This is a genomic window from Pseudoalteromonas sp. KJ63-1 (assembly GCF_055808145.1).
The window spans coordinates 3037356-3060000 of record NZ_CM147855.1 but is presented as its reverse complement, the minus strand read 5'-3'; the positions used below and the strand labels follow the sequence as shown (position 1 = coordinate 3060000).

The following is a 22645-nucleotide window of genomic DNA, read 5'->3' as shown; positions in this document are numbered from 1 at the left end:
TATTTTGTAGCGAGGTTAACCGATTAGGGTAGCCGTAGGGAAACCGAGTCTTAACTGGGCGAATAGTTGCAAGGTATAGACCCGAAACCCGGTGATCTAGCCATGGGCAGGTTGAAGGTTGAGTAACATCAACTGGAGGACCGAACCCACTAACGTTGAAAAGTTAGGGGATGACCTGTGGTTAGGAGTGAAAGGCTAATCAAACCGGGAGATAGCTGGTTCTCCCCGAAATCTATTTAGGTAGAGCCTCGGACGAATACTTACGGGGGTAGAGCACTGTTAAGGCTAGGGGGTCATCCCGACTTACCAACCCTTTGCAAACTCCGAATACCGTAAAGTAATATCCGGGAGACACACGGCGGGTGCTAACGTCCGTCGTGAAGAGGGAAACAACCCAGACCGCCAGCTAAGGTCCCAAAGTCATAGTTAAGTGGGAAACGATGTGGAAAGGCCCAGACAGCCAGGAGGTTGGCTTAGAAGCAGCCATCCTTTAAAGAAAGCGTAATAGCTCACTGGTCGAGTCGGTCTGCGCGGAAGATGTAACGGGGCTAAACTATGCACCGAAGCTGCGGATTCAGAATTTATTCTGAGTGGTAGGGGAGCGTTCTGTAAGCGGTTGAAGGTGTACCGGGAGGTATGCTGGACGTATCAGAAGTGCGAATGCTGACATGAGTAACGATAATGCGGGTGAAAAACCCGCACGCCGGAAGACCAAGGGTTCCTATCCCATGTTAATCAGGGTAGGGTAAGTCGACCCCTAAGGCGAGGCCGAAAGGCGTAGTCGATGGGAAACGGATTAATATTTCCGTACTTGGTATAATTGCGATGGGGGGACGGAGCAGGCTAAGCAAGCATGGCGATGGTAGTCCATGTGAAAGTGTGTAGGCTAGCGACTTAGGTAAATCCGGGTTGCTGTTAGGCTGAGACACGAGACGAGTCACCACGGTGATGAAGTTGCTGATGCCATACTTCCAGGAAAAGCCTCTAAGCTTCAGATTATACCGAATCGTACCCCAAACCGACACAGGTGGTCAGGTAGAGAATACTAAGGCGCTTGAGAGAACTCGGGTGAAGGAACTAGGCAAAATCGTACCGTAACTTCGGGAGAAGGTACGCTCCGATTGGTGATGAGACTTGCTCTCTAAGCTGATTGGAGCCGCAGTGACCAGGTGGCTGGGACTGTTTATTAAAAACACAGCACTGTGCAAAATCGCAAGATGACGTATACGGTGTGACACCTGCCCGGTGCCGGAAGGTTAATTGATGGGGTTATCTTCGGAGAAGCTCTTGATCGAAGCCCCGGTAAACGGCGGCCGTAACTATAACGGTCCTAAGGTAGCGAAATTCCTTGTCGGGTAAGTTCCGACCTGCACGAATGGTGTAACCATGGCCACGCTGTCTCCACCCGAGACTCAGTGAAATTGAAATCGCAGTGAAGATGCTGTGTACCCGCGGCTAGACGGAAAGACCCCGTGAACCTTTACTACAGCTTGGCACTGAACATTGAACCTACATGTGTAGGATAGGTGGGAGACTTTGAAGCAGAGACGCTAGTTTTTGTGGAGTCGTCCTTGAAATACCACCCTTGTAGTTTTGATGTTCTAACGTTGGCCCCTGAATCGGGGTTACGGACAGTGCCTGGTGGGTAGTTTGACTGGGGCGGTCTCCTCCCAAAGAGTAACGGAGGAGCACGAAGGTTGGCTAAGTACGGTCGGACATCGTACGGTTAGTGTAATGGTAGAAGCCAGCTTAACTGCGAGACAGACACGTCGAGCAGGTACGAAAGTAGGTCATAGTGATCCGGTGGTTCTGAATGGAAGGGCCATCGCTCAACGGATAAAAGGTACTCCGGGGATAACAGGCTGATACCGCCCAAGAGTTCATATCGACGGCGGTGTTTGGCACCTCGATGTCGGCTCATCACATCCTGGGGCTGAAGTCGGTCCCAAGGGTATGGCTGTTCGCCATTTAAAGTGGTACGCGAGCTGGGTTTAGAACGTCGTGAGACAGTTCGGTCCCTATCTGCCGTGGGCGTTTGAGAATTGAGAGGGGTTGCTCCTAGTACGAGAGGACCGGAGTGAACGAACCGCTGGTGTTCGGGTTGTCATGCCAATGGCATTGCCCGGTAGCTACGTTCGGAACTGATAAGCGCTGAAAGCATCTAAGCGCGAAGCAGGCCTCGAGATGAGTTCTCACTAGACTTTTAAAGTCTCTGAAGGGCCGTTGAAGACTACAACGTTGATAGGCAAGATGTGGAAGTGGTGTGAGCCATTAAGCTAACTTGTACTAATTACCCGTGAGGCTTAACCATACAACGCCAAACGCGTTTTATGTGATAGTGAAACAAGCGAAGAAGTTAATAGACTAAAGTAGATTACTGAAAACTTTTATTATCAGAATTCCAAATTTTAGTTAGTGCGTAGTAATACGGACTGACAACCAAATTTGCTTGGTGACAATAGCGTTTTGGACCCACCTGACCCCATGCCGAACTCAGTAGTGAAACGAAACAGCGCCGATGATAGTGTAGCATTTGTTATGTGAAAGTAGGTCATTACCAGGCTCCAATTAAGAGAAACCCGTTACAGCAATGTAGCGGGTTTTTTGCTGTTTGGGATTTAATAAAAATAGCCAAGACCCCATGCCGAACTCAGTAGTGGCCGCTCTTGCACATCCTGTGCTCCACGGCATTCGTATTCCTATACATCAAGTGAAACAGCTCGAAGGCGAGCCCCGCGGAAGGCCGCCCCGACACAATGATAGTATCCCATTTGATACTCATTGAGCCTCCTCCCCAGCATCGCGATTATTCGCTACGCTGAAAAGGCAACCAACCTTACAGGAGAAAGCTCAATGAACTTTTACAATAACATGCATCCATATTATTGTGGAATCGATTTACACGCGCGATTACTTTACGTCTGTATCATTGATAATACAGGACTTATCCTTGTTCACAAGAAAATTAAAGATGACCCAGAAGCACTACTAAAACTACTTAAACCGTATACCGGTGACATTGTGGTTGGCGTAGAATGCATGCATTGCTGGTATTGGGTCGCTGACTTTTGTAAAGAACACACTATCGACTTTATTCTCGGTCATGCGTTATATATGAAGGCGATTCATGGCGGTAAAGCCAAAAACGATAAAATAGATTCATATAAAATTGCCAAACTCATCCGAGGGGGAAACTTCCCACTTGCTTATGTGTATGACAAAGATATGCGTGCTACGCGCGACTTATTACGCCGAAGAACTAAAATTGTTCGCCACGGGGCTGATTTAAAAGCCCATGTCGCCAATACCGCCAGCCAGTACAATTTACCTGCCCACAACGTGAATTTAAAGAACGTCTGCGACAGAGAAAAGATGCGCTATTACTTCCCTGACCCCGTTGTGCAACGATCTATTAATTTAAATATGGCCATACTCGATTGCTATCACAATGAGCTTAAGCCTTTAGAGCATTATATTGAACAAATGGCCAAGCAACACAACCCTGTCCACCTTAATATCTTGCAAACAATTAGTGGTATAGGCCGCATTCTCGCACTTACCATTATCTATGAAATTGGTGACATCAATCGTTTTTCAAGCGTACAAAAGTTCGCTTCATATAGTCGGTTAGTCAAATGTAAAGCAGAGTCTGCCGGCAAAACCTATGGCACCCAAGGTAACAAAATTGGCAATGCACATCTAAAATGGGCGTTCTCCGAAGCCGCTGTATTGCTGCTGCGTCACAATCATAACGCCAACAAATACCTCGAAAAACTACAAAAACGAATGAGCAAAGCCAAAGCACTGTCAGCGCTTGCGCATAAGCTTGGTCGCTGTGTTTATTATATGCTTAAAAAAGAGACGGTATTCGATGAAGCAAAATTCTTAAAGAGTTAGTCACGGTACTGAGTGAGCTGAACATCTAACTGGATATAAGGCTGAGCATCAATCAATTGGGTGAGTTAATAACCAAAAAGGTTTAACCTAATTATATGCCTACAGACCGAAGCCACTTGTCTTGATTAGACGCTCAGTACGCGTGCATTAATACAATAAACAAAGTCGCTTACACCTGACTTGAGCCTGAAACTAACTGGATCATAATGATGCAACCAGCCGCCTTGAATAGTGCCATGATGAGGTTAACCGATGAATGTCTAGTGCCCCAGCAACCCCAAAAGGATATGGGAAAAACCTGGCTGCGATGAGATCGCAATAAGAGAGCCTCTATATGTGTTTGCCGTAAGCTACTTGCTTAACAGCCGTATCGACAGACGAAGTAAACGAATTTGTTTATTGATTTAGAATTGACCGTCAATTTATAAAAACGGTCAAAAAGAACACTAATGCCTATTGACAGAGTTAAGGCTCATATGTGTTATGTGAAAGTAGGTCATTCTACTGCGTAGCGCACCGACTCCAAATACAAGAAAGCCCGATTCGAAAGAGTCGGGCTTTTTTACGTCTGCAGGAAAGTGAAAATGTAGCTATCAGCCGACAGCTATCAGTTGTATAGCGTTAACTTGAACACCGTAGCCTGGGTTGAGTATCTCGAAAATCACGGGCAAAAGACCGCAGCGACTCCAAATACAAGCAAGCACAGCTCGAATGACTTGAGCCTTCTGGTGCTCGTAGGAGTTTACCAGTAATAGCTTGTGTTGCTTGATGTGCTCTGTCAGGGTAGAAAGTGAGGTGTTGGGCAGGTTTACCCTGCAGCATTGTTTCATTGCTGATGACAACGCATAGTAGCACTATTCAACATAGTTAAATGGCGTTTAATTTTAGATACACGAAATGGAATACAGTGTTTATACAAATCAGTAACTGCTATTTAAAGCTTAATAGGCTCTCGATGTGTATTTATTTAGAAATGCACAAAAGCATAGAGAAAACGTCTTTAGACATTAGGTAACTCATCAGCAATTAGCAAAGAAACCACGTTGCTAAATTAAAATAGGTAGGATCAAAAACGCCAACTCAAAGTTGGCGTTTTAAATATGAGGCTAAAGGTGATTACTAAACTTTAGGGCCTGCATTTTTAATTTCGTCAGAAACGTCGTATTTAGCAAAATTTTCTGTGAAATCCGCGGCCAGTTTAGACGCATATTCTGCGTATTTAGCTTTGTCTTCCCATGTATTGATTGGGTTAAGAAGCTTGCTGTCTACGCCTGGTACTGCAACTGGTACGTCTAGATTTAGCACGTCAATGTGTTGAGTTTCAACACCGGCTAATTTTCCAGATACAATTGCATCAACAACAGCACGTGTTGTTGGAATATCAAAGCGCTTACCAATACCGTAAGGACCACCTGTCCACCCAGTATTAACTAGGTAAACTTTAGCGCCGAATTCACGTACACGCTTCATTAGAAGCTCTGCGTACACACCTGCAGGACGTGGGAAGAAAGGAGCACCAAAACACGTTGAGAATGTTGATTCAATATCACTAGTAGAACCAATCTCTGTAGAACCTACTTTTGCTGTGTAGCCACTTAGGAAATGAAACGCTGCAGCTTCTTCGGTTAGTACAGACACTGGCGGAAGTACACCGCTTACATCACATGTTAAGAATACAACAGCTTTTGGCTCGCCTGCACGGTTTTCAACTTTGCGTTTCTCAACATGCTCTAATGGGTATGCTGCACGGCTATTTTGAGTTAGGCTAGTATCGTTGAAATCAGGAACACGGTTTTCATCAAGTACCACGTTCTCTAAAATAGTGCCAAATCGAATAGCGTCCCAGATAACTGGTTCGTTTTTCTGAGAAAGGTCGATACATTTAGCATAACAACCACCTTCGATATTAAATACACTACCTGGTGCCCAGCCGTGCTCATCGTCACCGATTAAGAAGCGAGTTGGATCTGCTGATAATGTTGTTTTACCTGTACCTGATAGACCAAAGAATAATGCGGTATCACCTGCTTCACCTACGTTAGCAGAACAGTGCATTGGTAACACACCTTTCGCTGGTAGTAGGAAGTTTTGCACAGAGAACATCGATTTTTTCATTTCACCCGCGTAGCGCATGCCAGCAAGTAACACTTTACGTTGTGCAAAGTTAATAATAACTGTGCCATCGCTATTTGTACCATCGCGCTCTGGATCACATACAAACGAAGGTACGTTCATTACTTGCCACTGAGGAAAGTCGGCTTTGTTGTATGACTGTGGTTCGATGAACATGTTTTTAGCGAAGATATGGTGCCAAGCAGTTTCTGTTGTTACAACCACTGGAAGGTAGTGCTCTGGATCAGCGCCTACTTCAAGGTGAGAGATAAAGTGGTCATTACTTTGCACATGTGCTTCTACACGTGCCCATAAGGCATCAAACTTATCTGCATCGAATGGGCGGTTTACATTGCCCCATTGGATTTCATTTTCAGTACTTGATTCTTGAACAATAAAACGATCTTTTGGAGAACGACCGGTACGACGACCAGTGTTAGCTACAAAAGCACCATTGGCGGCTAAAGTCCCTTCGCCACGGCTGATAGCGTGTTCGACAAGTTCAGCTGCAGTTAGATCGACAAAACGGGTAGCGCTTGAAGTCATGTTTATACCTAAATTGTGTGAGATTGAACGGGATAGCTCTGGGTCTTAGTAACCTTTAAGCTGCAAATATAGTAACAGATGGATTAAGGATATTCGAGCTTATAAACGCCGTAAAAACATATAAATTAAGGGAAAAACATGAATAATTTCAATGATACCGGTGTCATGAAAAATGCTCAGCTTGTGATACCGGTGTCATTTTTTGGACATAAAAAAGCCATAAAAAATTATGGCTATTTTATAGTGTGCTTTAAAAAATCTAGATTAGTTAAATATATTTTTTATATCTTGTTCGTTAAACACATAATCTTTTAAACAGTAATGGCAGCTCATTTTAATCTCACCATTTTTTTCGACATCATCCATAAGCGCTTGTTGACCAACATTAACTAAAGCAGCCATCGTTTTTTCGCGATTACAACCACATTTAAATTGAATTGGTTGAGGGTCAAATACGCGTGGGTTATCTTCATGATAAAGGCGCGTTAAAATAGTATTGGCATCAAGCTCTAGTAGTTCTTCATCTTTAATAGTATTGCTGAGTGCTTCTAAGTGAGCAAAATCTTCAATCGATTTTTGTTTATCTACAGGTAGCACTTGTAAAAATAGCCCACATGCTTTGGCGCTGCCTTCTTCAGTATCGGTTGCAAACCAAAGGCGTGTTTTTAATTGCTCAGACTGCTCAAAATAGCTTTCTATACATTCACTTAATGTATCATGCTCTAAAGGTACTATACCTTGGTAACGCTCACCTTGAGTTGGAGTAATCGTAATAATCATGTAGCCTTGGCCAATAAGCTCTTTTACCGTTGAGCCAGTAACTTCACGTTGTAATCGCGCAATGCCACGCATATTTTGTTGATCATCACCATTGATCACCGCATATTTTACGGGTCCATCACCTTGTAGTTGAACCGCAATTTCGCCTTCAAACTTTAACGTTGCTGTTAATAAACAGGTTGCAACAAGCAGCTCACCTAATAATGCTTTAACGGGCTCTGGATAATTGTGTTTCGCAATCATTTCATTGTAAGCGTTGTCTATTTGTACGAGTTCGCCACGAACATCGAGGTTGTCAAATAAATAGCGGTGAAGTAAATCTTGTTGCATGAGCGGCTATACCTAACTTGATTTCATTTTTAAAAGTTCGCGTCTTTGCTTCTTATCTGGCTTTTTATCCGGATGTGGGGCAAAGAAACTGTTATTTTTGCGTGCAATACTATTTTCTTCACGCTTAGCAATACTAGCATCAGATTCTTGATACATGGACTGTGCAATGGGGGCGCTTTGGCGCTTTTCAAGTATATTTAATACTGTGATAGTTTTTTCGTCAACGCCTTGGGCTAGCTTTATAATTGCGCCAATTTCTACAATTTTACTAGCCTTACTGCGTTGGCCATTATAATGTACTTTGCCGCCTTGTACCATTTCTCGTGCTATTGCACGCGTTTTATAAAATCGAGCCGCCCATAACCATTTGTCCAACCTCACTTTAAGTGCGTCAGCGCTTTCTGAGCTGTCATTGAGTTTAGTTTTCTTTGTCATAAAACATCCCTAGTAAATTTACTACTAGGTAAATTATCACGAAACCGTTACCGCATGTAGCTATTGCTTGATAGCTGATACGATAAATAAATCAATCTGTTTACAAAGTTTAATATTAGCGTGCTTGTTGAATGAAAAATGAAAAGGTACTATGGCTGAGTGATTTCGTTATAAATTAAAATAAGAATACTACCTATGGAACAGCACGTTCAACAATTTAAACATTTATTAAGCCGTTTACCGCACGCGAGATTAAGTGCAATGGTTATGGTTTTAGTTGTTGTTTATATTGCATTTTTATTATCAAAATTGATGTGGCTATTATGGCCGCAGCCAATAACATCGCCTCTTGTTCCTATTAGCCACTCTAGCCAAGCAACGGGCGGTAATAACCAGTCTGTAGATTCGATCATTGAGCAATTTTTATTTGGTAAAGTAAATGTAACAAAAAATACCAATACTGCTTCGCAAACTAAAGTTATCAATAATGCCCCTGAAACGCGTCTTAGTATTAACTTAACCGGTATTGTTGCTGTGAGTAATGATGATAAGGCGGGAATGGCTATTATTGAGTCACAAGGTCGCCAGACAAGTTATTTAGTGGAGGATGTGGTGCAAGGTACACGTGCGAAAGTATCGCAAATACTCCCAGATCGTGTGATTTTAGATGTAAGTGGCCGCTTTGAAACCTTAATGCTTGATGGACTCGACTTTACTAAAACAGTATCAATGCCAGTACTCGCTGCACGAGATGAGTCTGAAATGGGACCTTTAGCGCCTTCAGCACAAAGCGATGAACAAATTGATGCCACTGCCAACCTTGAGGTGAAAGAAGCATTAATAGAAACTCGCGAAGAGCTTTTAGAAGGTCCTGGCAAGCTATTTGATTATATACGTGTTTCTCAAGCGATGAATGACGGGGAACTTATAGGTTATCGTTTGAGTCCAGGTAAAGAGCCCGAACTATTTAAACAAATGGGATTACAAAATAACGATTTAGCCGTGGCAATTAACGGTTATCAATTAACAGATTTAAAACAGGCAATGGCAGCAATGAATGAGCTGCGAAACAGTACAGATGCAACTATCACAATAGAGCGTGATGGTGAGCAAATAGATGTACTATTTAGTCTGTAATAACTTAGCTTTGGAGTTTTAACATAATGGTTCAGGTGCTACACCTCACAAAAATTAAAAAAGGGTTAGCTAAGTATGCGGCACTTTTTTTAGCGGCAAGTCTTTCTATGTCGGTTGCTGCTGTTGAATACGCTGCTAACTTTAAGGGCACAGATATTAATGAGTTTATTAATATTGTTGGCAAAAACCTTAATAAAACCATCATTATTGATCCTAACGTGCGTGGCAAAGTAAATGTACGCAGTTATGAATTAATGGATGAGGCGCTTTACTATCAGTTCTTTTTAAATGTTTTAGAAGTTTACGGTTATTCAGCCGTTGAAATGGATAACAACATAATCAAAATAGAAAAAAGCTCAGATGCTAAAAAATCAAACGTGCCATTAATTACTGCTGATAGCCAAGCGCTTGGCGATATGATGATTACACGGGTTGTGCGAGTTAAAAATGTAAGCGTACAAGAGTTAGGCCCTTTAGTTCGCCAATTTAGCGACCAAAAAGACGGTGGTCACGTTGCTAACTTTAACGCGGCTAACGTCATGATGCTAACTGGTCATGCAGCCTCGGTTAACCGCTTAGTAGAAATTATTCGCTCAGTTGATCAAGCGGGTGATAAGCGAGTCGATATCGTTAAGCTCAAGTTTGCAACGGCTGATGATGTTGTCTCAGTAGTTGAAAATATTTATAAAGATAGTGGTAAGGGTAGCGTACCTGAGTTTTTAATTCCTAAAGTTGTAGCTGATGGTCGTACTAATAGTGTGATTGTCAGTGGTGAAGGCCAAGCACGCACACGTGCCATTGAGCTCATTAAACGTTTAGATGGAGAGCTGGAAAGCCAAGGTAATACCAAAGTGTTTTACCTCAACTACGCAAAGGCCGAAGATTTAGTAAAAGTACTCCAAGGTGTGAGCAAATCGCTGGCAGAGGACTCAAAAGGTGGGGCAACCAAAACTCGCAGTAGTAATAAGAATGACACTAGCATTGAAGCTCATCCAGATTCTAATTCATTAGTTATTACCGCTCAGCCAGATACAATGCGTTCACTAGAATCTGTTATTGCGCGCTTAGATATTCGCCGCGCACAAGTACTAGTGGAAGCCATTATAATTGAAGTAATGGAAGGCGATGGCGTTAACTTTGGTCTGCAATGGATTTCAGAAGAAGGCGGCATGCTGCAATTTAATAATGGTACCACTGTGCCTGTCGGTGCTTTAGCCGTAGCTGCTGAGCAAGCTCGTGATAAAACAATAACTAAAACAATTATTGGAACAGAGACGGGTACTCCAACTGAATATGATGAAACTTCTGAGGGTGACTACGGCCCGCTTGCATCATTACTTGGTGGTATTAATGGTTTAGCTATGGGAGTGATAAAAAACGACTGGGGTGCAATCGTACAAGCGGTTTCTACCGATACTAATTCTAATATTCTAGCGACTCCGTCTATTACCACTATGGATAACGAAGAAGCGTCTATTTTAGTTGGCCAAGAAGTGCCAATTATTACTGGCTCGCAAACAGGTAGTAATAATACGAACCCATTCCAGACGGTTGAGCGCCAAGAAGTGGGCATAAAGCTTAAAGTGACACCGCAAATTAATGATGGTTCAGCGGTACAGTTGACTATAGAACAAGAAGTTTCCAGTGTTAGTGGTGCAACAGCAGTCGATATTTCGGTGAATAAGCGCGCAATTAAAACAACCGTGATGGCCGATGATGGCGGCATGGTGGTATTAGGCGGCTTGATAGATGAAGATGTACAAGAAAGCGTGTCAAAAGTGCCATTACTAGGCGACATCCCTATTTTAGGGCACTTATTTAAGTCAACTAATACAACAAAGCGTAAGCGTAATCTTATTGTATTTATAAGACCGACCATTATTCGCGATGGCGTTAGTATGAATAAACTTAGCTTTAATAAATATAACTTTATCCGCGGCGAACAATTTAAAAAACGTGAAGATGGTATTAATTTAATGCCAATGTCAGACACACCTATTTTACCTGAGTGGAATGACGAATTGTTGTTACCACCAACGTATGAAGAGCATTTACGCAAACAAAATGCACAAGAGCGTAATGATGACTAATGCGATAGAAGATATTAATCAAGATGTTGTTCATCCAATTACTCATAGTAGTGATGAACAGCTTGCTCAAGATGACTTAATTGAACTGCCTGCAAAACGTTTGCCGTTTTCATATGCCAGACGTGTTGGCGCGTTACTCAGTAAGCATAAAGATAACCAAATTGTGTATTACCGTGGTGAGCTTGATGTTGATGTATTATTAGAAGTGCGTCGTATTGCAGGACATGGCTTTACACTTGAGCAACTAGAAGATGATAAGTTTGAGCTATTACTAGAAGCATCGTATCAACGTGATAGCTCAGAAACTCAGCAAATGATGGAAGATATTGGTAATGAGGTTGATTTATTCTCACTAGCTGATGAGCTCCCTCAAACAGAAGACTTGCTTGCCGGTGACGACGATGCACCTATTATAAAACTGATTAATGCCATGCTCAGTGAGGCAATTAAAGAAGGCGCTTCTGATATTCACATCGAAACGTTTGAGCAAGAGCTGGTTATTCGTTTTCGAGTAGATGGCGTACTCAAAGAAGTTTTAAAACCTAATCGTAAACTAGCCTCTTTGTTGGTATCGCGTATTAAAGTAATGGCCAAACTCGATATTGCAGAAAAACGCATACCGCAAGATGGCCGTATTAGTTTACGTATAGCTGGGCGCGCTGTAGATGTGCGTGTGTCGACTATGCCATCGAGCTTTGGTGAGCGAGTGGTACTACGTCTGCTTGATAAAAACAATGCACGTTTAAACTTAGAAGACTTAGGTATGACAGCTCGAAACCGAGAGCTGTTTGCCGACTTAATTAGCAAGCCGCACGGTATAATCTTAGTAACAGGCCCTACAGGTTCAGGTAAAAGTACCACGCTATATGCAGGTATGAGCCAAATTAACTCCCGGGATCGCAATATTTTAACGGTTGAAGATCCAATCGAGTACGAAATTCCTGGTATTGGTCAAACACAGGTTAATACCAAGGTTGATATGACTTTTGCCCGTGGCCTGCGCGCCATTTTACGTCAAGATCCTGATGTAGTTATGGTCGGTGAAATACGAGATTTAGAAACAGCCCAAATTGGTGTGCAAGCATCACTCACTGGCCACTTAGTTATGTCTACGTTACATACTAATACCGCCTCAGGTGCAATCACCCGTATGGAAGATATGGGCGTTGAGCCATTTTTATTATCGTCTTCATTACTGGGGGTATTATCTCAGCGCTTGGTACGTACTTTATGTAATAGCTGTAAAGAAGGTCACGTTGCAGATGAGCGTGAATGTGAATTACTCGGCGTATCGTTTGACAATGCACCGACGATTTATCGCGCGGTAGGATGTGAAGAGTGTAACTTTAACGGCTACCGAGGTCGTACTGGTATTCATGAGTTATTAGTTGTCGACGAAACCATTCGTGAAATGATCCACAGCGGTAAAGGTGAGCAAAGCGTAGAGAAATACATTCGTAAGCACAGCCCAAGCATTCGTCAAGATGGCTGCAGCCGTGTGCTTGCAGGTAAAACAACGCTTGAAGAAGTACTGCGCGTAACGCGTGAGGAAGGCTAACTATGGCAGCGTTTGAATACCGCGCATTAGATGGCCGGGGAAAAGAAAAAAGGTATTTTAGAAGCCGATACAGCTAAGCAAGTTCGCCAGCTTCTGCGCGATCAAAAGCTCACGCCGCTTGAGGTTGTGCCTGCTGCGCAAGATGACAAACAAGTTAAAGGTCAAAAAGCTCCCTTACTCGGCTCTTTATTTAAACCAACCATATCAACTGCCGATCTCGCTTTGATCACTCGTCAGCTTGCAACCCTAATTCAGTCTGCCCTACCTGTAGAGGGGGCGGTAATGGCGGTTGCTGAGCAGTGTGAAAAACCACGGCTAAAACGTATGTTGATGTCGGTGCGATCGAAAGTAGTGGAAGGTTATACCCTGGCTGATGGTATGAGTGAATTTCCGCATGTTTTTGACGATTTGTACCGCGCTATGGTGGCGGCAGGTGAAAAGTCAGGTCACTTAGATCAAGTGCTCAACAGGCTAGCTGATTATACTGAGCAGCGCCAACATATGCGCAGTCAAATTACGCAGGCTATGGTGTATCCGATTATTTTGGTGGTGTTTGCCATTGGTATTGTTTCGGTATTATTAGGTACTGTGGTACCTAAAATATTAAAGACTTTCGAAAAAACTAAACAAGTTTTACCTTGGACCACCGAGTGGGTTATGGCAGGTAGTCATTTTGTGCAAAATTACTGGTTTATAAGTTTACTAGCGATCACCGCTACTGCGGTTGGAATCAAGTATGCGCTTAAAAAACCTAAGGTACGGTTTTGGTGGGATGCAAAAGTATTACATATGCCAGGCATAGGTAAAGTTGCTAGAGGGATTAATACCGCGCGCTTTGCTCGTACTTTAAGTATTTTATCGTCAAGTTCAGTACCGCTACTAGAAGGAATGCGTATTTCTGGTGGGGTATTAGTTAACGAAAAAATCAAACAAGCTGTGGCTGATGCCGCAGAAAGAGTAAGTGAAGGAGCAAGTCTGCGTGCTTCACTGCAGCAAACTAAGTTGTTTCCACCAATGATGCTGCATATGATAGCCAGTGGTGAAAAGTCCGGTGAACTTGAGCAAATGTTAGAGCGAGCCGCTAACAATCAAGATCGCGAGTTTGAAAGTATGGTCAATGTGTCATTAAAATTATTAGAACCTGCAATGATTGCCTCCATGGCAGTCATTGTATTGTTTATAGTAATGGCAATTTTGCAGCCAATTATGGCAATGAATAAGGCTGTTGGCCTTTAATTATTTTTTATATTAGTGATTTACTTAAATCATTTTTGCTTAGTGTTTTTAGAATAACGAGGTAATAACGTGAATAAACAATCAGGTTTTTCTTTATTAGAAGTGATGGTGGTACTGGTTATCATCGGGATGATCATGTCGATTGTGGCACCTAATATTATGGGTCAGCAAGAAGAAGCGGCTATTGATAAAGCGCATTTAGATATTCAGCAGTTAGAAGATGCTATGAGTTTGTACAAGCTTAAAAATAAGAGCTACCCAAGTACAGAGCAAGGTTTAGAGGCATTAGTCACAAAAACCAGTATTGAGCCTATTCCAAAGCGCTTCCCTGATGGTGGCTTTATTAGCAAATTACCAGAAGATCCGTGGGGGAATAATTACCAATTAATTAGCCCTGGAGAGATTGGTAAGTTTGACATTTTTTCTATGGGACCCGATGGCGAACCGGCTACCGATGATGATATTGGTAACTGGGATGAAGATAAGCAGTAATGGGTATCAACTTTATCATACGCTTAAACTTAGTTGATAGGGGTTTACCATGCGGGTAAACCTTAAGCACTTGAGCGCAAAGCAATATGGTTTTAGTTTAATAGAAATTTTAGTGGTATTGGTGATCATCGCCTTTGCCACCAAAATGGTGGTATACAGCTTAGATGGCGGCGCAGAGGAAGAGCTAGATAAGCAAGCAAGTAGGCTGCATACCACCATTAATGCCGCATCAGAATTTGCCGTACTTAACCAGATAGAGTTAGGCTTATTAGTTGATCAAAATACGCTTGAATTTTTAGTGTTTGATGGCGAAAAGTGGATCAGTTTTGAGCGGGAAGAGTTATTTAAACCAATTGAGTTTGATCAGCAATTCAAAGTAACACTTAATCTAGAAGACCTACCTTGGGCACAAGATAACTTATTAGAGCAGTCTAACTGGCGTGAGTTAATGAGTGGCAATAATGAAGACAGCTTATTAGAACTTAAAAAATTAAAAGTTCCCCAAGTACTTATTTTATCCTCTGCTGATGTAAGTGCATTTCAGCTCATGCTTGAGTTAAAAGATCAGGCGGAGCCGGTATATTTTATTGAAGGCAAATTTGCAGCGCCAGTAGATTTTCGTCGAGAGCCCCAATAATGAAAAGATACCAAGGCTTTACCTTATTAGAAGTCTTAGTTGCGCTAAGTATTTGTGCCATGGCAGGTATTGCTGCAATGCAAGCAACCGGTGAGCATATTCATCACTTATCTAGCATTGAAGAGCAAACGTATGGCTCATGGGTAGCCGAAAATGTATTAGTAGAACAACGAACGAAAGGCGAAAAATGGCAAGGTAAAAATGGTACCCGCGGCACTGAGATGATGGCGGGGATTGAATGGTTTTGGCGCCAAGATGTTGTGCCCACTGCTGATAAAAGCTTTGTAAAGGTCACTATTAATGTGTTTACAGATGATAAGTATGAAAATTCAATTTATGAGTTAAGTACTTACTTAAATAAAGGTAAGCCATAAGTGAAGCAGCGCGGTTTTACATTATTAGAAGTGATAGTGGCGCTGGGGGTGTTGGTGTTTGTTATTATGGCCACCCACCAAATACTTGATACCACCACGCGTGCCAAACAAGCATCAGATGAAAAAATTGCTGAGCTAAATGGGTTACAAACAGCCTTTAGGCTAATGGATCAAGACTTTAGCCAAATGACTAAACGCCAAGTGCGTAATGAAGCTGGGGATTTTCAAGAGAGTTACTTACTTGCAGGGCGCTATATTTTAGAAAGCCAGCTTGATGGCATTGCCTTTGTGCGTGATGGGTGGATGAATCCCATTAATTTGCTTCCTCGCTCAGAGTTACAAGCTGTTGGTTATCGAGTAATTGATGACAACTTAGAACGAGTGTATCGCATTTATGTTGATCAACTCGATAATTTGGAGCCTCGTAGCCAAGTTGTTTTAGCTGATGTAGAAGAGCTTAAATTCGAGTTTTTAGATGGTAACGGTGAGTGGCAAGAAGACTGGCAAATTAAAGCGTTACCTAAAGCGGTCGCTGTAACGTTAAAGCACATGGACGCAGAACCCATTAGGCGTGTTTTTTTAGTGCCAGGACTCGGTAAAGAGTTACCAAAACCGGTTAATGATGGTACTAACCAATCGCAACCAAATGGCCGAGGAACGCCTTGATGAATCAAAAAACATCACGCGGCGCGGCGTTAGTTATTGTGTTATTTATTGTCGCGCTGGCTGCTATTTTAGCCGTAGAAATGAGTGCGAACTTAATGCTACAGGTACAAAGAAGTACTAACTTGCAAAGTCAGCAACAGGCTAAATGGTATGCTTATGGCGCTGAAGAATTAGCTATTAAAGGCTTAATTCAAAGTAAAAAAGACGATCCAGAAAAAACCACCTTAGCGCAGCCGTGGGCAAAGCAAGGTGATGTTAAGTATCCAGTTGATAACGGCACGTTAAGCGGTCAGTTAACTGATTTACAAGCCTGTTTAAACTTAAATGCGCTTGGTGCTGAGCCTGACCCAAACAGTACTAATAAAACGAACCCTGCGCATAAAGCGTTGTTTGCCATATTAGAAAATATAGAAGACTTACCCAGTGATGAGTCTGAAGAAGGTATGGCTGATAGTGTTTTTGACTGGTTAGATAAAAATAGTATTACGTATCGCTCAGGAGCTGAAGAAGGCGAGTATTTATCGCGTCAGTTTCCGTATATGACAGCAAATAGCCTATTTGCTTCGGTATCTGAACTGCGTTTAATTAAAGGCTTTAACCCTTTAGTGATGGAAAAGGTGCTGCCTTTTGTCTGTGTGATCCCAGGTAGTACGTTACTTTCAATTAATGTTAATACAGTCACTGAAGAGCAAGCTTTATTGCTCAGTGGCCTAATAGACGAACTGAGTGTTTCGGGTGCTCAAGCGGTAATTGCAGCGCGACCTGAAAATGGCTTTGATAATATTGAAGAGTTTTTTGAGTCTGTTAAACAACAAGGCGGCAAAAATATCAAAGCAGTAGAAAAGCTTTTTAGTTTAAAAAGTGAATATTTTAAATTACAAACGCAGGCAAAATTTGTTGATTTGCGTTTTTCGATGACCACATTACTTTATGCCAGCAATGGCGAGGTAACGATACTGGCGCGAAAATTTGGAGGCGTACAGTGACAGAGATACTGTTGATCCGCACGGGTCAAACCGAGCAAGATTTACTTAACTGGTTAATATACTCACCACAAGAACAAGAAATAATAGCCAGTGGCGAGCTACAAAATGCCAATCAGTTAAGTGAACTAACTGAAAAAGCATTAACTCGAGAACTTGTGGTACTTTTACCATGTGACCAAGTGCAATTAAAAACGGTGACACTGCCAACAAAGTGGAACCGTAAATTAGAGCAAGCATTGCCCTATATGCTCGAAGAAGATCTTGCATGCGATATAGACGACATTTATATCGCGCTTGGAGAGCCAACTATGGTTGATGAGCAGCATGCAATTAAGATTGCGCTAACGAACCGTGATTGGTTTGAGCACTGGTTAGAAGTATTTGAACAACATCAACTCACTCCGTATCAAATAGTACCGGATGCATTACTATTGCCAAGCGCTGAAGAGTCATGTGTTACTGCCATCGAACTTAATAAGCAGTGGCTCTTTAAACAAGGTGACTGGCACATTAGCGCGGTTGAAAGCAGTTGGCTAAAAGAGTATTTAGTAGCATTAGGCAACCCAGATATCAAACATTACAGCCCCGCTGATCAGTTTCCTGAAGCACTTAACTTATATCCGCAAACAAGTGACTATGAGTTACCGTTAGCATTATTTGCTAAACAACTTGATAAACTTAAGTTTAATTTGCGTCAAGGACCTTACACCCTTAAAAAGAAAACTGCGTTATGGTGGGGTTACTGGAAAAGTGCTGCCATTATTAGTGTGGTTGCCTTGGTATCAAGTGTGACTATTAAAGCGGTTGAATTGCATCAGCTTAATTCGCAGCTAGAAGTAGCTAAATCGCAAGTAGTAGCGCGATATCAAAAAGCCTTTCCCGGCACACGAGTACGCCCTCATTTAATTAAAAATCAAATACAGGGTGCATTGAATAAAGTACAAGGTGTTAGCGATGCTGGCTTTTTAGATTTAACCAGTAAATTGGTGAGCGTGTTTTCGCAAGTGAATGAGTTTACGCCACAAACATTACGCTTTGACAAACGCCGTAATGAATTGCGCATTCGAGCCCGTGGTAAAGACTTTCAAACTTTTGGTAAGGTTAAAGCCATTCTCGAGCAGCAAGGGGTCACAGTTGAGCAGGGCTCGTTAAATAATGATGGCGATTTTATCGTCGGTGAAATCAGACTGCGAGGTGCACAATGAAGCAGCAGTTCATGCAATATTGGCGTTCATTAAAAGATCAAGAGCAACAACTAATTATGGTTGCAGGCGGTGTATTTATCATTTTTGTTTTGGTGATGGGGGTTTTTAGGCCTTTAAATACTGCGATAGAGCGAGCACAGCAATCACAAATAAAACAGCAAGAATTGTTAGCCTGGGTAGATGAGAGTATTGTTAAGCTCAAAGCTGCAGGTAAAACGCAAGCTGTGAGTAATCAAAATCTCAGCCAAATAGTTAATAATACGCGCGGCCGTTACAGCATTAACATTAGTAAAATGCAGCCTAATGATAATTCACTTCGTTTAACGCTCGACTCAGTAGAGTTTAATCTATTAATCCAATGGATTGACGAGCTCGTTAATCAGCATGGTTTAAGCGTAGAAAATCTAGATTTAAGCCAAGATGATAAATCCGGTTATGTACGCGTAAGCCGTTTAGTATTAGAGAAGTAGTTAATGAAAAAAATAATAATATTATCCATCGTTTTTTTAATGAGCTTTATTGTTTTTAGCGTTATTAAATTACCGGCTGCGGTTGCTTTAAATTTAGCTAAACCGTATTTTCCACCGCAGCTAGAAATAGGTCAAACTGTTGGCACTATATGGAAGGGACAAGTTATGCAGCTGCGCTTTGAAGGTGAGCAATTAAATAATGTACGCTGGGATATATCTGGCTGGTCATTATTTAAAGCTCAAGTGAATACTAACTTACGCTTTGGTAATCCTCGCGAACGCAGTGACATATCGGGCTATGCAGATATTAGTTATTCACTAGCAAATGATGAACTTAAAATAAGTGATACCGTAGTGCGTTCAACGGTTGAGCGAGCAATGCAGCGAATTGATTTGCCGTTACCGGTTACCGCTAAAGGACGTGTAATTTTAGAGCTCGATGAATACGTTTCTGGGGCGCCATATTGTCAATCACTCCAAGGTGAAATAGCCAGCCCTGATATTGACGTACAAGGTTTAACTGGTTGGTTCAATATCGGTGATCTCAGTGGCAAATTAAGTTGTAAGTCGGGCGATGTTGCTATACTCATCGAGCCAGACAATAGATTAGGGTTAGAGGCAGATGCTACACTAAAGGCTAATTTTGACTTTAAAGTTGCGGGATATGTTAAGCCTGATCTAACTTTACCCAAAGAGGTACATGACGCGGTGAAGTTTTTAGGTAGACCAGATAACCAAGGTCGTTACCCACTTAAATTTTAATATTTTATATAAAGAGTTTTAATGCAAATACCTCAGTTTACTGAGCAGCATGCTAAGCTGCTCAGCGAGTTTTTAAATACCCAATCAGGCGCAATGAGCCTTACTCAAAGCCAAGGTTATTTATTTGGCGTTATATGTTCACCTGAGCCATTAGAAGTTCACCAATGGTTAGAGAATATCCTCCCTAATACAGCAAACGACCTTGATGAAGACATATTGTTTTTATTTATGGCGTTACATCATCAAGTGAGTGAGCAAGTATTTGAGCTGGGTTATAAGTTACCCGCTGAGTTTGAATATGACTTTTGCCAGCACTGGTCAGCGGGTTTTTTAACCGCAAGCCAAGCGTATACCCATAAGTTACTAGCAAGTGAGCAACTTGATATTCAATACAAGCAAGCGCTTGAAAGCGCACAGGCGACGCTCAGCTTTTTTGCACTCGATAAACAAGTTATTGTGCAAATTGCACAACAAAATAATATTGATGAATTACACTTATGTGAGCAGCAGTACGAGTTAATGGGCGACTTTGCGATAGGTTTTGCTGAACTTATCGAAATTGTAGCGCTTAACAGTGGCTTGTATACTGATGAAGAGTGGGAAGAGTAAGTTTTCTAGCGCTTAAACCTTGTTCTTAACACTTAACCGCCAATTTCTAATTCAATATCAGTGCAACCTTGTTTGCACTGTATTACTCCCTTACTAGACTCGCTGGTGGCTAAATTAAGGGTTAACACGCTATTACAATGTTCGCATTTTAACGTTTTACCCTGTGCTAATTGCTTAAGCATGGTGCGATGTTTGTGAAATGAGTTGCTTGCTTTTTTATTTAAACCAGAAAAATCCATTACTTTACTCTCGCCTGCGCTAATGACTCTTTGATAATACGGCATACAGTAAGTAATCGCTCTTCGTAAAAATAAAGGTTTAGATCACCTTGGCGACAATAGCGTAGTTCAAATAACTTGACTGATTCATCCGTAGTAAATGTTTTAGCAACATAGTCTTGCTCAGAGCGAGAAAGTGCTAATTGCTGATTCACTTTGTTTCTGATCATGGTTGCTACAGGAAAGCGATCTACTTTAGTTGAGCTGCTTAACAAGCCGATACCATCACCGAGCAACCGTTCGCGCGGTTCTTTTACCAAAGGATGATCAACGGTAAAAAATGCTAGGATCACAACCACTAGTATAAAAAATTTCTTCATAAATATACAAACCTTGATCCAAACAACACTTTAGTAGCCGGCAAGTGTAATAAAATACACCTTAAAAGCAAGTCACAAATTGAATAAATTATTAGCAATCTAGTCAGTAATTTTAGCTAATATGCGTATAATAAGAGGCAGTAGTTAGATATTTCTGAAATATCTGAAAGTACACAAGTGCGACTTAAAGCGTATTATGTTTAGCATGCAAGTTGCTACACTTAGACGAAAAGTACAAAAAGATTGCTGAATTTTTATTTCCTAGCGGCGTTGAGGAACTTCAATGGATAAGCAAATTAAAGTAAAAAACATACCAACAGAGGTTAAGATCCAAAAACCTGATCTGAGCCGTCAAGAAGATAGATTTAATCCTCGCAATCGTATTTATGTACGTGCGGTTACTGGGCTTCATCAATTACTAAGACAACGTATCGGCTTTTTAGGCATGCTAGCGTTTATGTTATTGCCTTGGATCAACTTTAATGGTCAGCAAGCTGTGTTGTTTGAGCTAATGGAGCAAAAGTTTAATATTTTTGGTTTAACCCTGTGGCCACAAGACTTCACTATTCTTGCATTTATTTTTATGCTTGCGGCGTTTGCTCTATTTTTAGTGACTACTTTTTATGGCCGAGTATGGTGTGGCTATACCTGTCCGCAAACAGTATGGACCTTCATTTTTATTTGGTTTGAAGAAAAATTTGAGGGCAGTGCTAATCAACGTAAAAAGTTAGATCAGCGGCCAATGGATTTTGATAAATTCTGGAGAAAAACCGCAAAGCACACTAGTTGGGCGCTATTTTCTCTATATACAGCGTTAACTTTTGTTGGTTATTTTACGCCTATTCGCGAACTACTCCCTGAATTTGTTACCTTTAATGTGGGCGGTTATGCCTTAGTTAGTATTATTGTATTTACTATTTGTACTTATGGTAATGCGGGTTGGATGCGCGAAATTATGTGTTTACATATATGCCCATACTCACGTTTTCAGTCAGCAATGTTTGATAAAGACACCTTTACTGTAAGCTACGATGAAGCGCGTGGTGAAAACCGCGGGCCACGTTCGCGTAAACAAGACCCAAAAGAGCTGGGGTTAGGTGATTGTATTGACTGTAACTTGTGTGTGCAGGTTTGCCCAACTGGGATTGATATTCGTAATGGTCTGCAATACGAGTGTATAAACTGTGGCGCGTGTATTGACGCCTGTGACGGCGTAATGGACAAAATGAATTATCCTCGAGGCCTAATCTCTTATACCACCGAGCGTAACTTGGAAACCCCAGAGAATAAAACTCATCCGCTGCGTCCTAAACTGATTGGTTACAGTATTATTTTAGTCTTACTTACCGGTGCGTTGGTAGCCAATATAGCTATGCGTAAACCTATGGACTTTGATATTATCCGTGATCGCAATCAGTTGTATCGTGTAGATTTTAATGGCTTAGTTGAAAACACCTACACCTTAAAAGTGATTAATAAGGCACAGTACGAGCAAACATTCTCTATTGATGTTAAAGGGTTAGATAACTATAAATACATAGGTGATACCACCTTTACGGTGAACGCTGGTGAATCGCATAATGTGCCGTTATCATTAGTAATGGACCCTTATGATTTAAAAGCGCCAATGACCGAGTTTAACTTTGTACTGTCGCCAATAAACGAACCCGATAACCAAATATCGCAGCAAAGTAACTTTTTTAAAGCGCGATAAAGAGTCTGTAT

The 22645-nt window shown here is 41.7% G+C and carries 20 protein-coding genes, 2 rRNA genes and 1 pseudogene (1 of these 23 running past the window's edge); 17 read left to right on the top strand and 6 right to left on the bottom strand.

The window, feature by feature from the left end; all coding sequences use genetic code 11:
• Both AC0L7Q_RS14570 and rrf read left to right on the top strand, forming a co-directional pair.
• Positions 1 to 2311: ribosomal RNA gene (locus AC0L7Q_RS14570) — 23S ribosomal RNA — on the top strand (it extends 574 nt beyond the left edge of the window).
• A 137-nt stretch (positions 2312 to 2448) separates the two neighbouring features.
• A 5S ribosomal RNA gene (rrf, locus tag AC0L7Q_RS14565) occupies positions 2449 to 2563 on the top strand.
• Positions 2564 to 2568: 5 nt separating this feature from the next.
• Here the strand turns inward: rrf and AC0L7Q_RS14560 are convergent.
• Positions 2569 to 2691, bottom strand: coding sequence for a hypothetical protein (locus tag AC0L7Q_RS14560; RefSeq protein WP_413400906.1), 123 nt, complete (start codon positions 2689 to 2691; stop codon positions 2569 to 2571).
• 162 nt (positions 2692 to 2853) lie between these two features.
• Between AC0L7Q_RS14560 and AC0L7Q_RS14555 the strand changes: the two genes are divergently transcribed.
• Entirely contained in the window at positions 2854 to 3897 is a 1044-nt protein-coding gene (locus AC0L7Q_RS14555) for an IS110 family RNA-guided transposase (RefSeq protein ID WP_409423286.1), read from the top strand.
• Positions 3898 to 5016: 1119 nt separating this feature from the next.
• Here the strand turns inward: AC0L7Q_RS14555 and AC0L7Q_RS14550 are convergent.
• From AC0L7Q_RS14550 to hslR, 3 genes are all read right to left on the bottom strand, one after another.
• A complete protein-coding gene (locus tag AC0L7Q_RS14550; protein WP_008113429.1) occupies positions 5017 to 6555 on the bottom strand; it encodes a phosphoenolpyruvate carboxykinase in 1539 nt (512 codons plus the stop codon).
• 264 nt (positions 6556 to 6819) lie between these two features.
• Positions 6820 to 7665: an Hsp33 family molecular chaperone HslO gene (gene hslO, locus AC0L7Q_RS14545; protein WP_413400905.1), complete on the bottom strand. Its 846-nt coding sequence runs from the start codon at positions 7663 to 7665 to the stop codon at positions 6820 to 6822.
• A 12-nt stretch (positions 7666 to 7677) separates the two neighbouring features.
• Complete coding sequence (gene hslR, locus AC0L7Q_RS14540) at positions 7678 to 8100, bottom strand: ribosome-associated heat shock protein Hsp15 (RefSeq protein ID WP_138608173.1); 423 nt, start codon at positions 8098 to 8100, stop codon at positions 7678 to 7680.
• Positions 8101 to 8295: 195 nt separating this feature from the next.
• Between hslR and gspC the strand changes: the two genes are divergently transcribed.
• The 13 genes and pseudogenes from gspC (at position 8296) to AC0L7Q_RS14475 (ending at position 20322) form a co-directional block, all read left to right on the top strand.
• Positions 8296 to 9237 (top strand): type II secretion system protein GspC, encoded by a 942-nt coding sequence (gspC, locus tag AC0L7Q_RS14535; protein WP_413400904.1) that lies wholly within the window; start codon positions 8296 to 8298, stop codon positions 9235 to 9237.
• 26 nt (positions 9238 to 9263) lie between these two features.
• Entirely contained in the window at positions 9264 to 11327 is a 2064-nt protein-coding gene (gene gspD / locus AC0L7Q_RS14530) for a type II secretion system secretin GspD (RefSeq protein WP_413400903.1), read from the top strand.
• Entirely contained in the window at positions 11320 to 12885 is a 1566-nt protein-coding gene (gene gspE / locus AC0L7Q_RS14525) for a type II secretion system ATPase GspE (protein ID WP_413402887.1), read from the top strand. The genes gspD and gspE overlap by 8 nt, the downstream gene beginning before the upstream one ends.
• A 2-nt stretch (positions 12886 to 12887) precedes the next feature.
• Positions 12888 to 14121 (top strand): annotated as a pseudogene (gene gspF / locus AC0L7Q_RS14520) (type II secretion system inner membrane protein GspF).
• A 69-nt stretch (positions 14122 to 14190) separates the two neighbouring features.
• The gene (gene gspG, locus AC0L7Q_RS14515; RefSeq protein WP_008113417.1) at positions 14191 to 14613 is read left to right on the top strand and encodes a type II secretion system major pseudopilin GspG; all 423 of its coding nucleotides are present in this window, start codon (positions 14191 to 14193) and stop codon (positions 14611 to 14613) included.
• 49 nt (positions 14614 to 14662) lie between these two features.
• The gene (gene gspH / locus AC0L7Q_RS14510) at positions 14663 to 15250 is read left to right on the top strand and encodes a type II secretion system minor pseudopilin GspH (RefSeq protein ID WP_413400901.1); all 588 of its coding nucleotides are present in this window, start codon (positions 14663 to 14665) and stop codon (positions 15248 to 15250) included.
• Complete coding sequence (gspI, locus tag AC0L7Q_RS14505; RefSeq protein WP_008113415.1) at positions 15250 to 15624, top strand: type II secretion system minor pseudopilin GspI; 375 nt, start codon at positions 15250 to 15252, stop codon at positions 15622 to 15624. The genes gspH and gspI overlap by 1 nt, the downstream gene beginning before the upstream one ends.
• On the top strand, positions 15625 to 16290 hold the full coding sequence (gene gspJ / locus AC0L7Q_RS14500; protein WP_413400900.1) for a type II secretion system minor pseudopilin GspJ: 666 nt from the start codon (positions 15625 to 15627) through the stop codon (positions 16288 to 16290).
• On the top strand, positions 16290 to 17276 hold the full coding sequence (gene gspK / locus AC0L7Q_RS14495) for a type II secretion system minor pseudopilin GspK (protein WP_010393017.1): 987 nt from the start codon (positions 16290 to 16292) through the stop codon (positions 17274 to 17276). Before gspJ ends, gspK begins: the two co-directional genes overlap by 1 nt.
• Positions 17273 to 18481 carry a type II secretion system protein GspL gene (gene gspL, locus AC0L7Q_RS14490; protein WP_413400899.1) on the top strand — a complete coding sequence of 403 codons (1209 nt, stop codon included), beginning with the start codon at positions 17273 to 17275 and terminating at the stop codon, positions 18479 to 18481. The genes gspK and gspL overlap by 4 nt, the downstream gene beginning before the upstream one ends.
• Positions 18478 to 18951 carry a type II secretion system protein GspM gene (gene gspM, locus AC0L7Q_RS14485; protein ID WP_413400898.1) on the top strand — a complete coding sequence of 158 codons (474 nt, stop codon included), beginning with the start codon at positions 18478 to 18480 and terminating at the stop codon, positions 18949 to 18951. Before gspL ends, gspM begins: the two co-directional genes overlap by 4 nt.
• 3 nt (positions 18952 to 18954) lie before the next feature.
• Entirely contained in the window at positions 18955 to 19713 is a 759-nt protein-coding gene (locus AC0L7Q_RS14480) for a type II secretion system protein N (RefSeq protein WP_413400897.1), read from the top strand.
• Positions 19714 to 19734: 21 nt separating this feature from the next.
• Positions 19735 to 20322 (top strand): UPF0149 family protein, encoded by a 588-nt coding sequence (locus tag AC0L7Q_RS14475; RefSeq protein WP_413400896.1) that lies wholly within the window; start codon positions 19735 to 19737, stop codon positions 20320 to 20322.
• A gap of 32 nt (positions 20323 to 20354) precedes the next feature.
• Here the strand turns inward: AC0L7Q_RS14475 and AC0L7Q_RS14470 are convergent, their stop codons facing one another.
• Together AC0L7Q_RS14470 and AC0L7Q_RS14465 are read right to left on the bottom strand one after the other, a co-directional pair.
• Positions 20355 to 20561 carry a hypothetical protein gene (locus tag AC0L7Q_RS14470; RefSeq protein ID WP_409424074.1) on the bottom strand — a complete coding sequence of 69 codons (207 nt, stop codon included), beginning with the start codon at positions 20559 to 20561 and terminating at the stop codon, positions 20355 to 20357.
• On the bottom strand, positions 20561 to 20920 hold the full coding sequence (locus AC0L7Q_RS14465; protein ID WP_409424073.1) for a hypothetical protein: 360 nt from the start codon (positions 20918 to 20920) through the stop codon (positions 20561 to 20563). Before AC0L7Q_RS14465 ends, AC0L7Q_RS14470 begins: the two co-directional genes overlap by 1 nt.
• Before the next feature lie 283 nt (positions 20921 to 21203).
• Here AC0L7Q_RS14465 and ccoG point away from each other — a divergent pair, with 283 nt between their 5' ends.
• A complete protein-coding gene (ccoG, locus tag AC0L7Q_RS14460) occupies positions 21204 to 22634 on the top strand; it encodes a cytochrome c oxidase accessory protein CcoG (protein ID WP_413400895.1) in 1431 nt (476 codons plus the stop codon).
• The last annotated feature ends 11 nt before the right edge of the window (positions 22635 to 22645 follow it).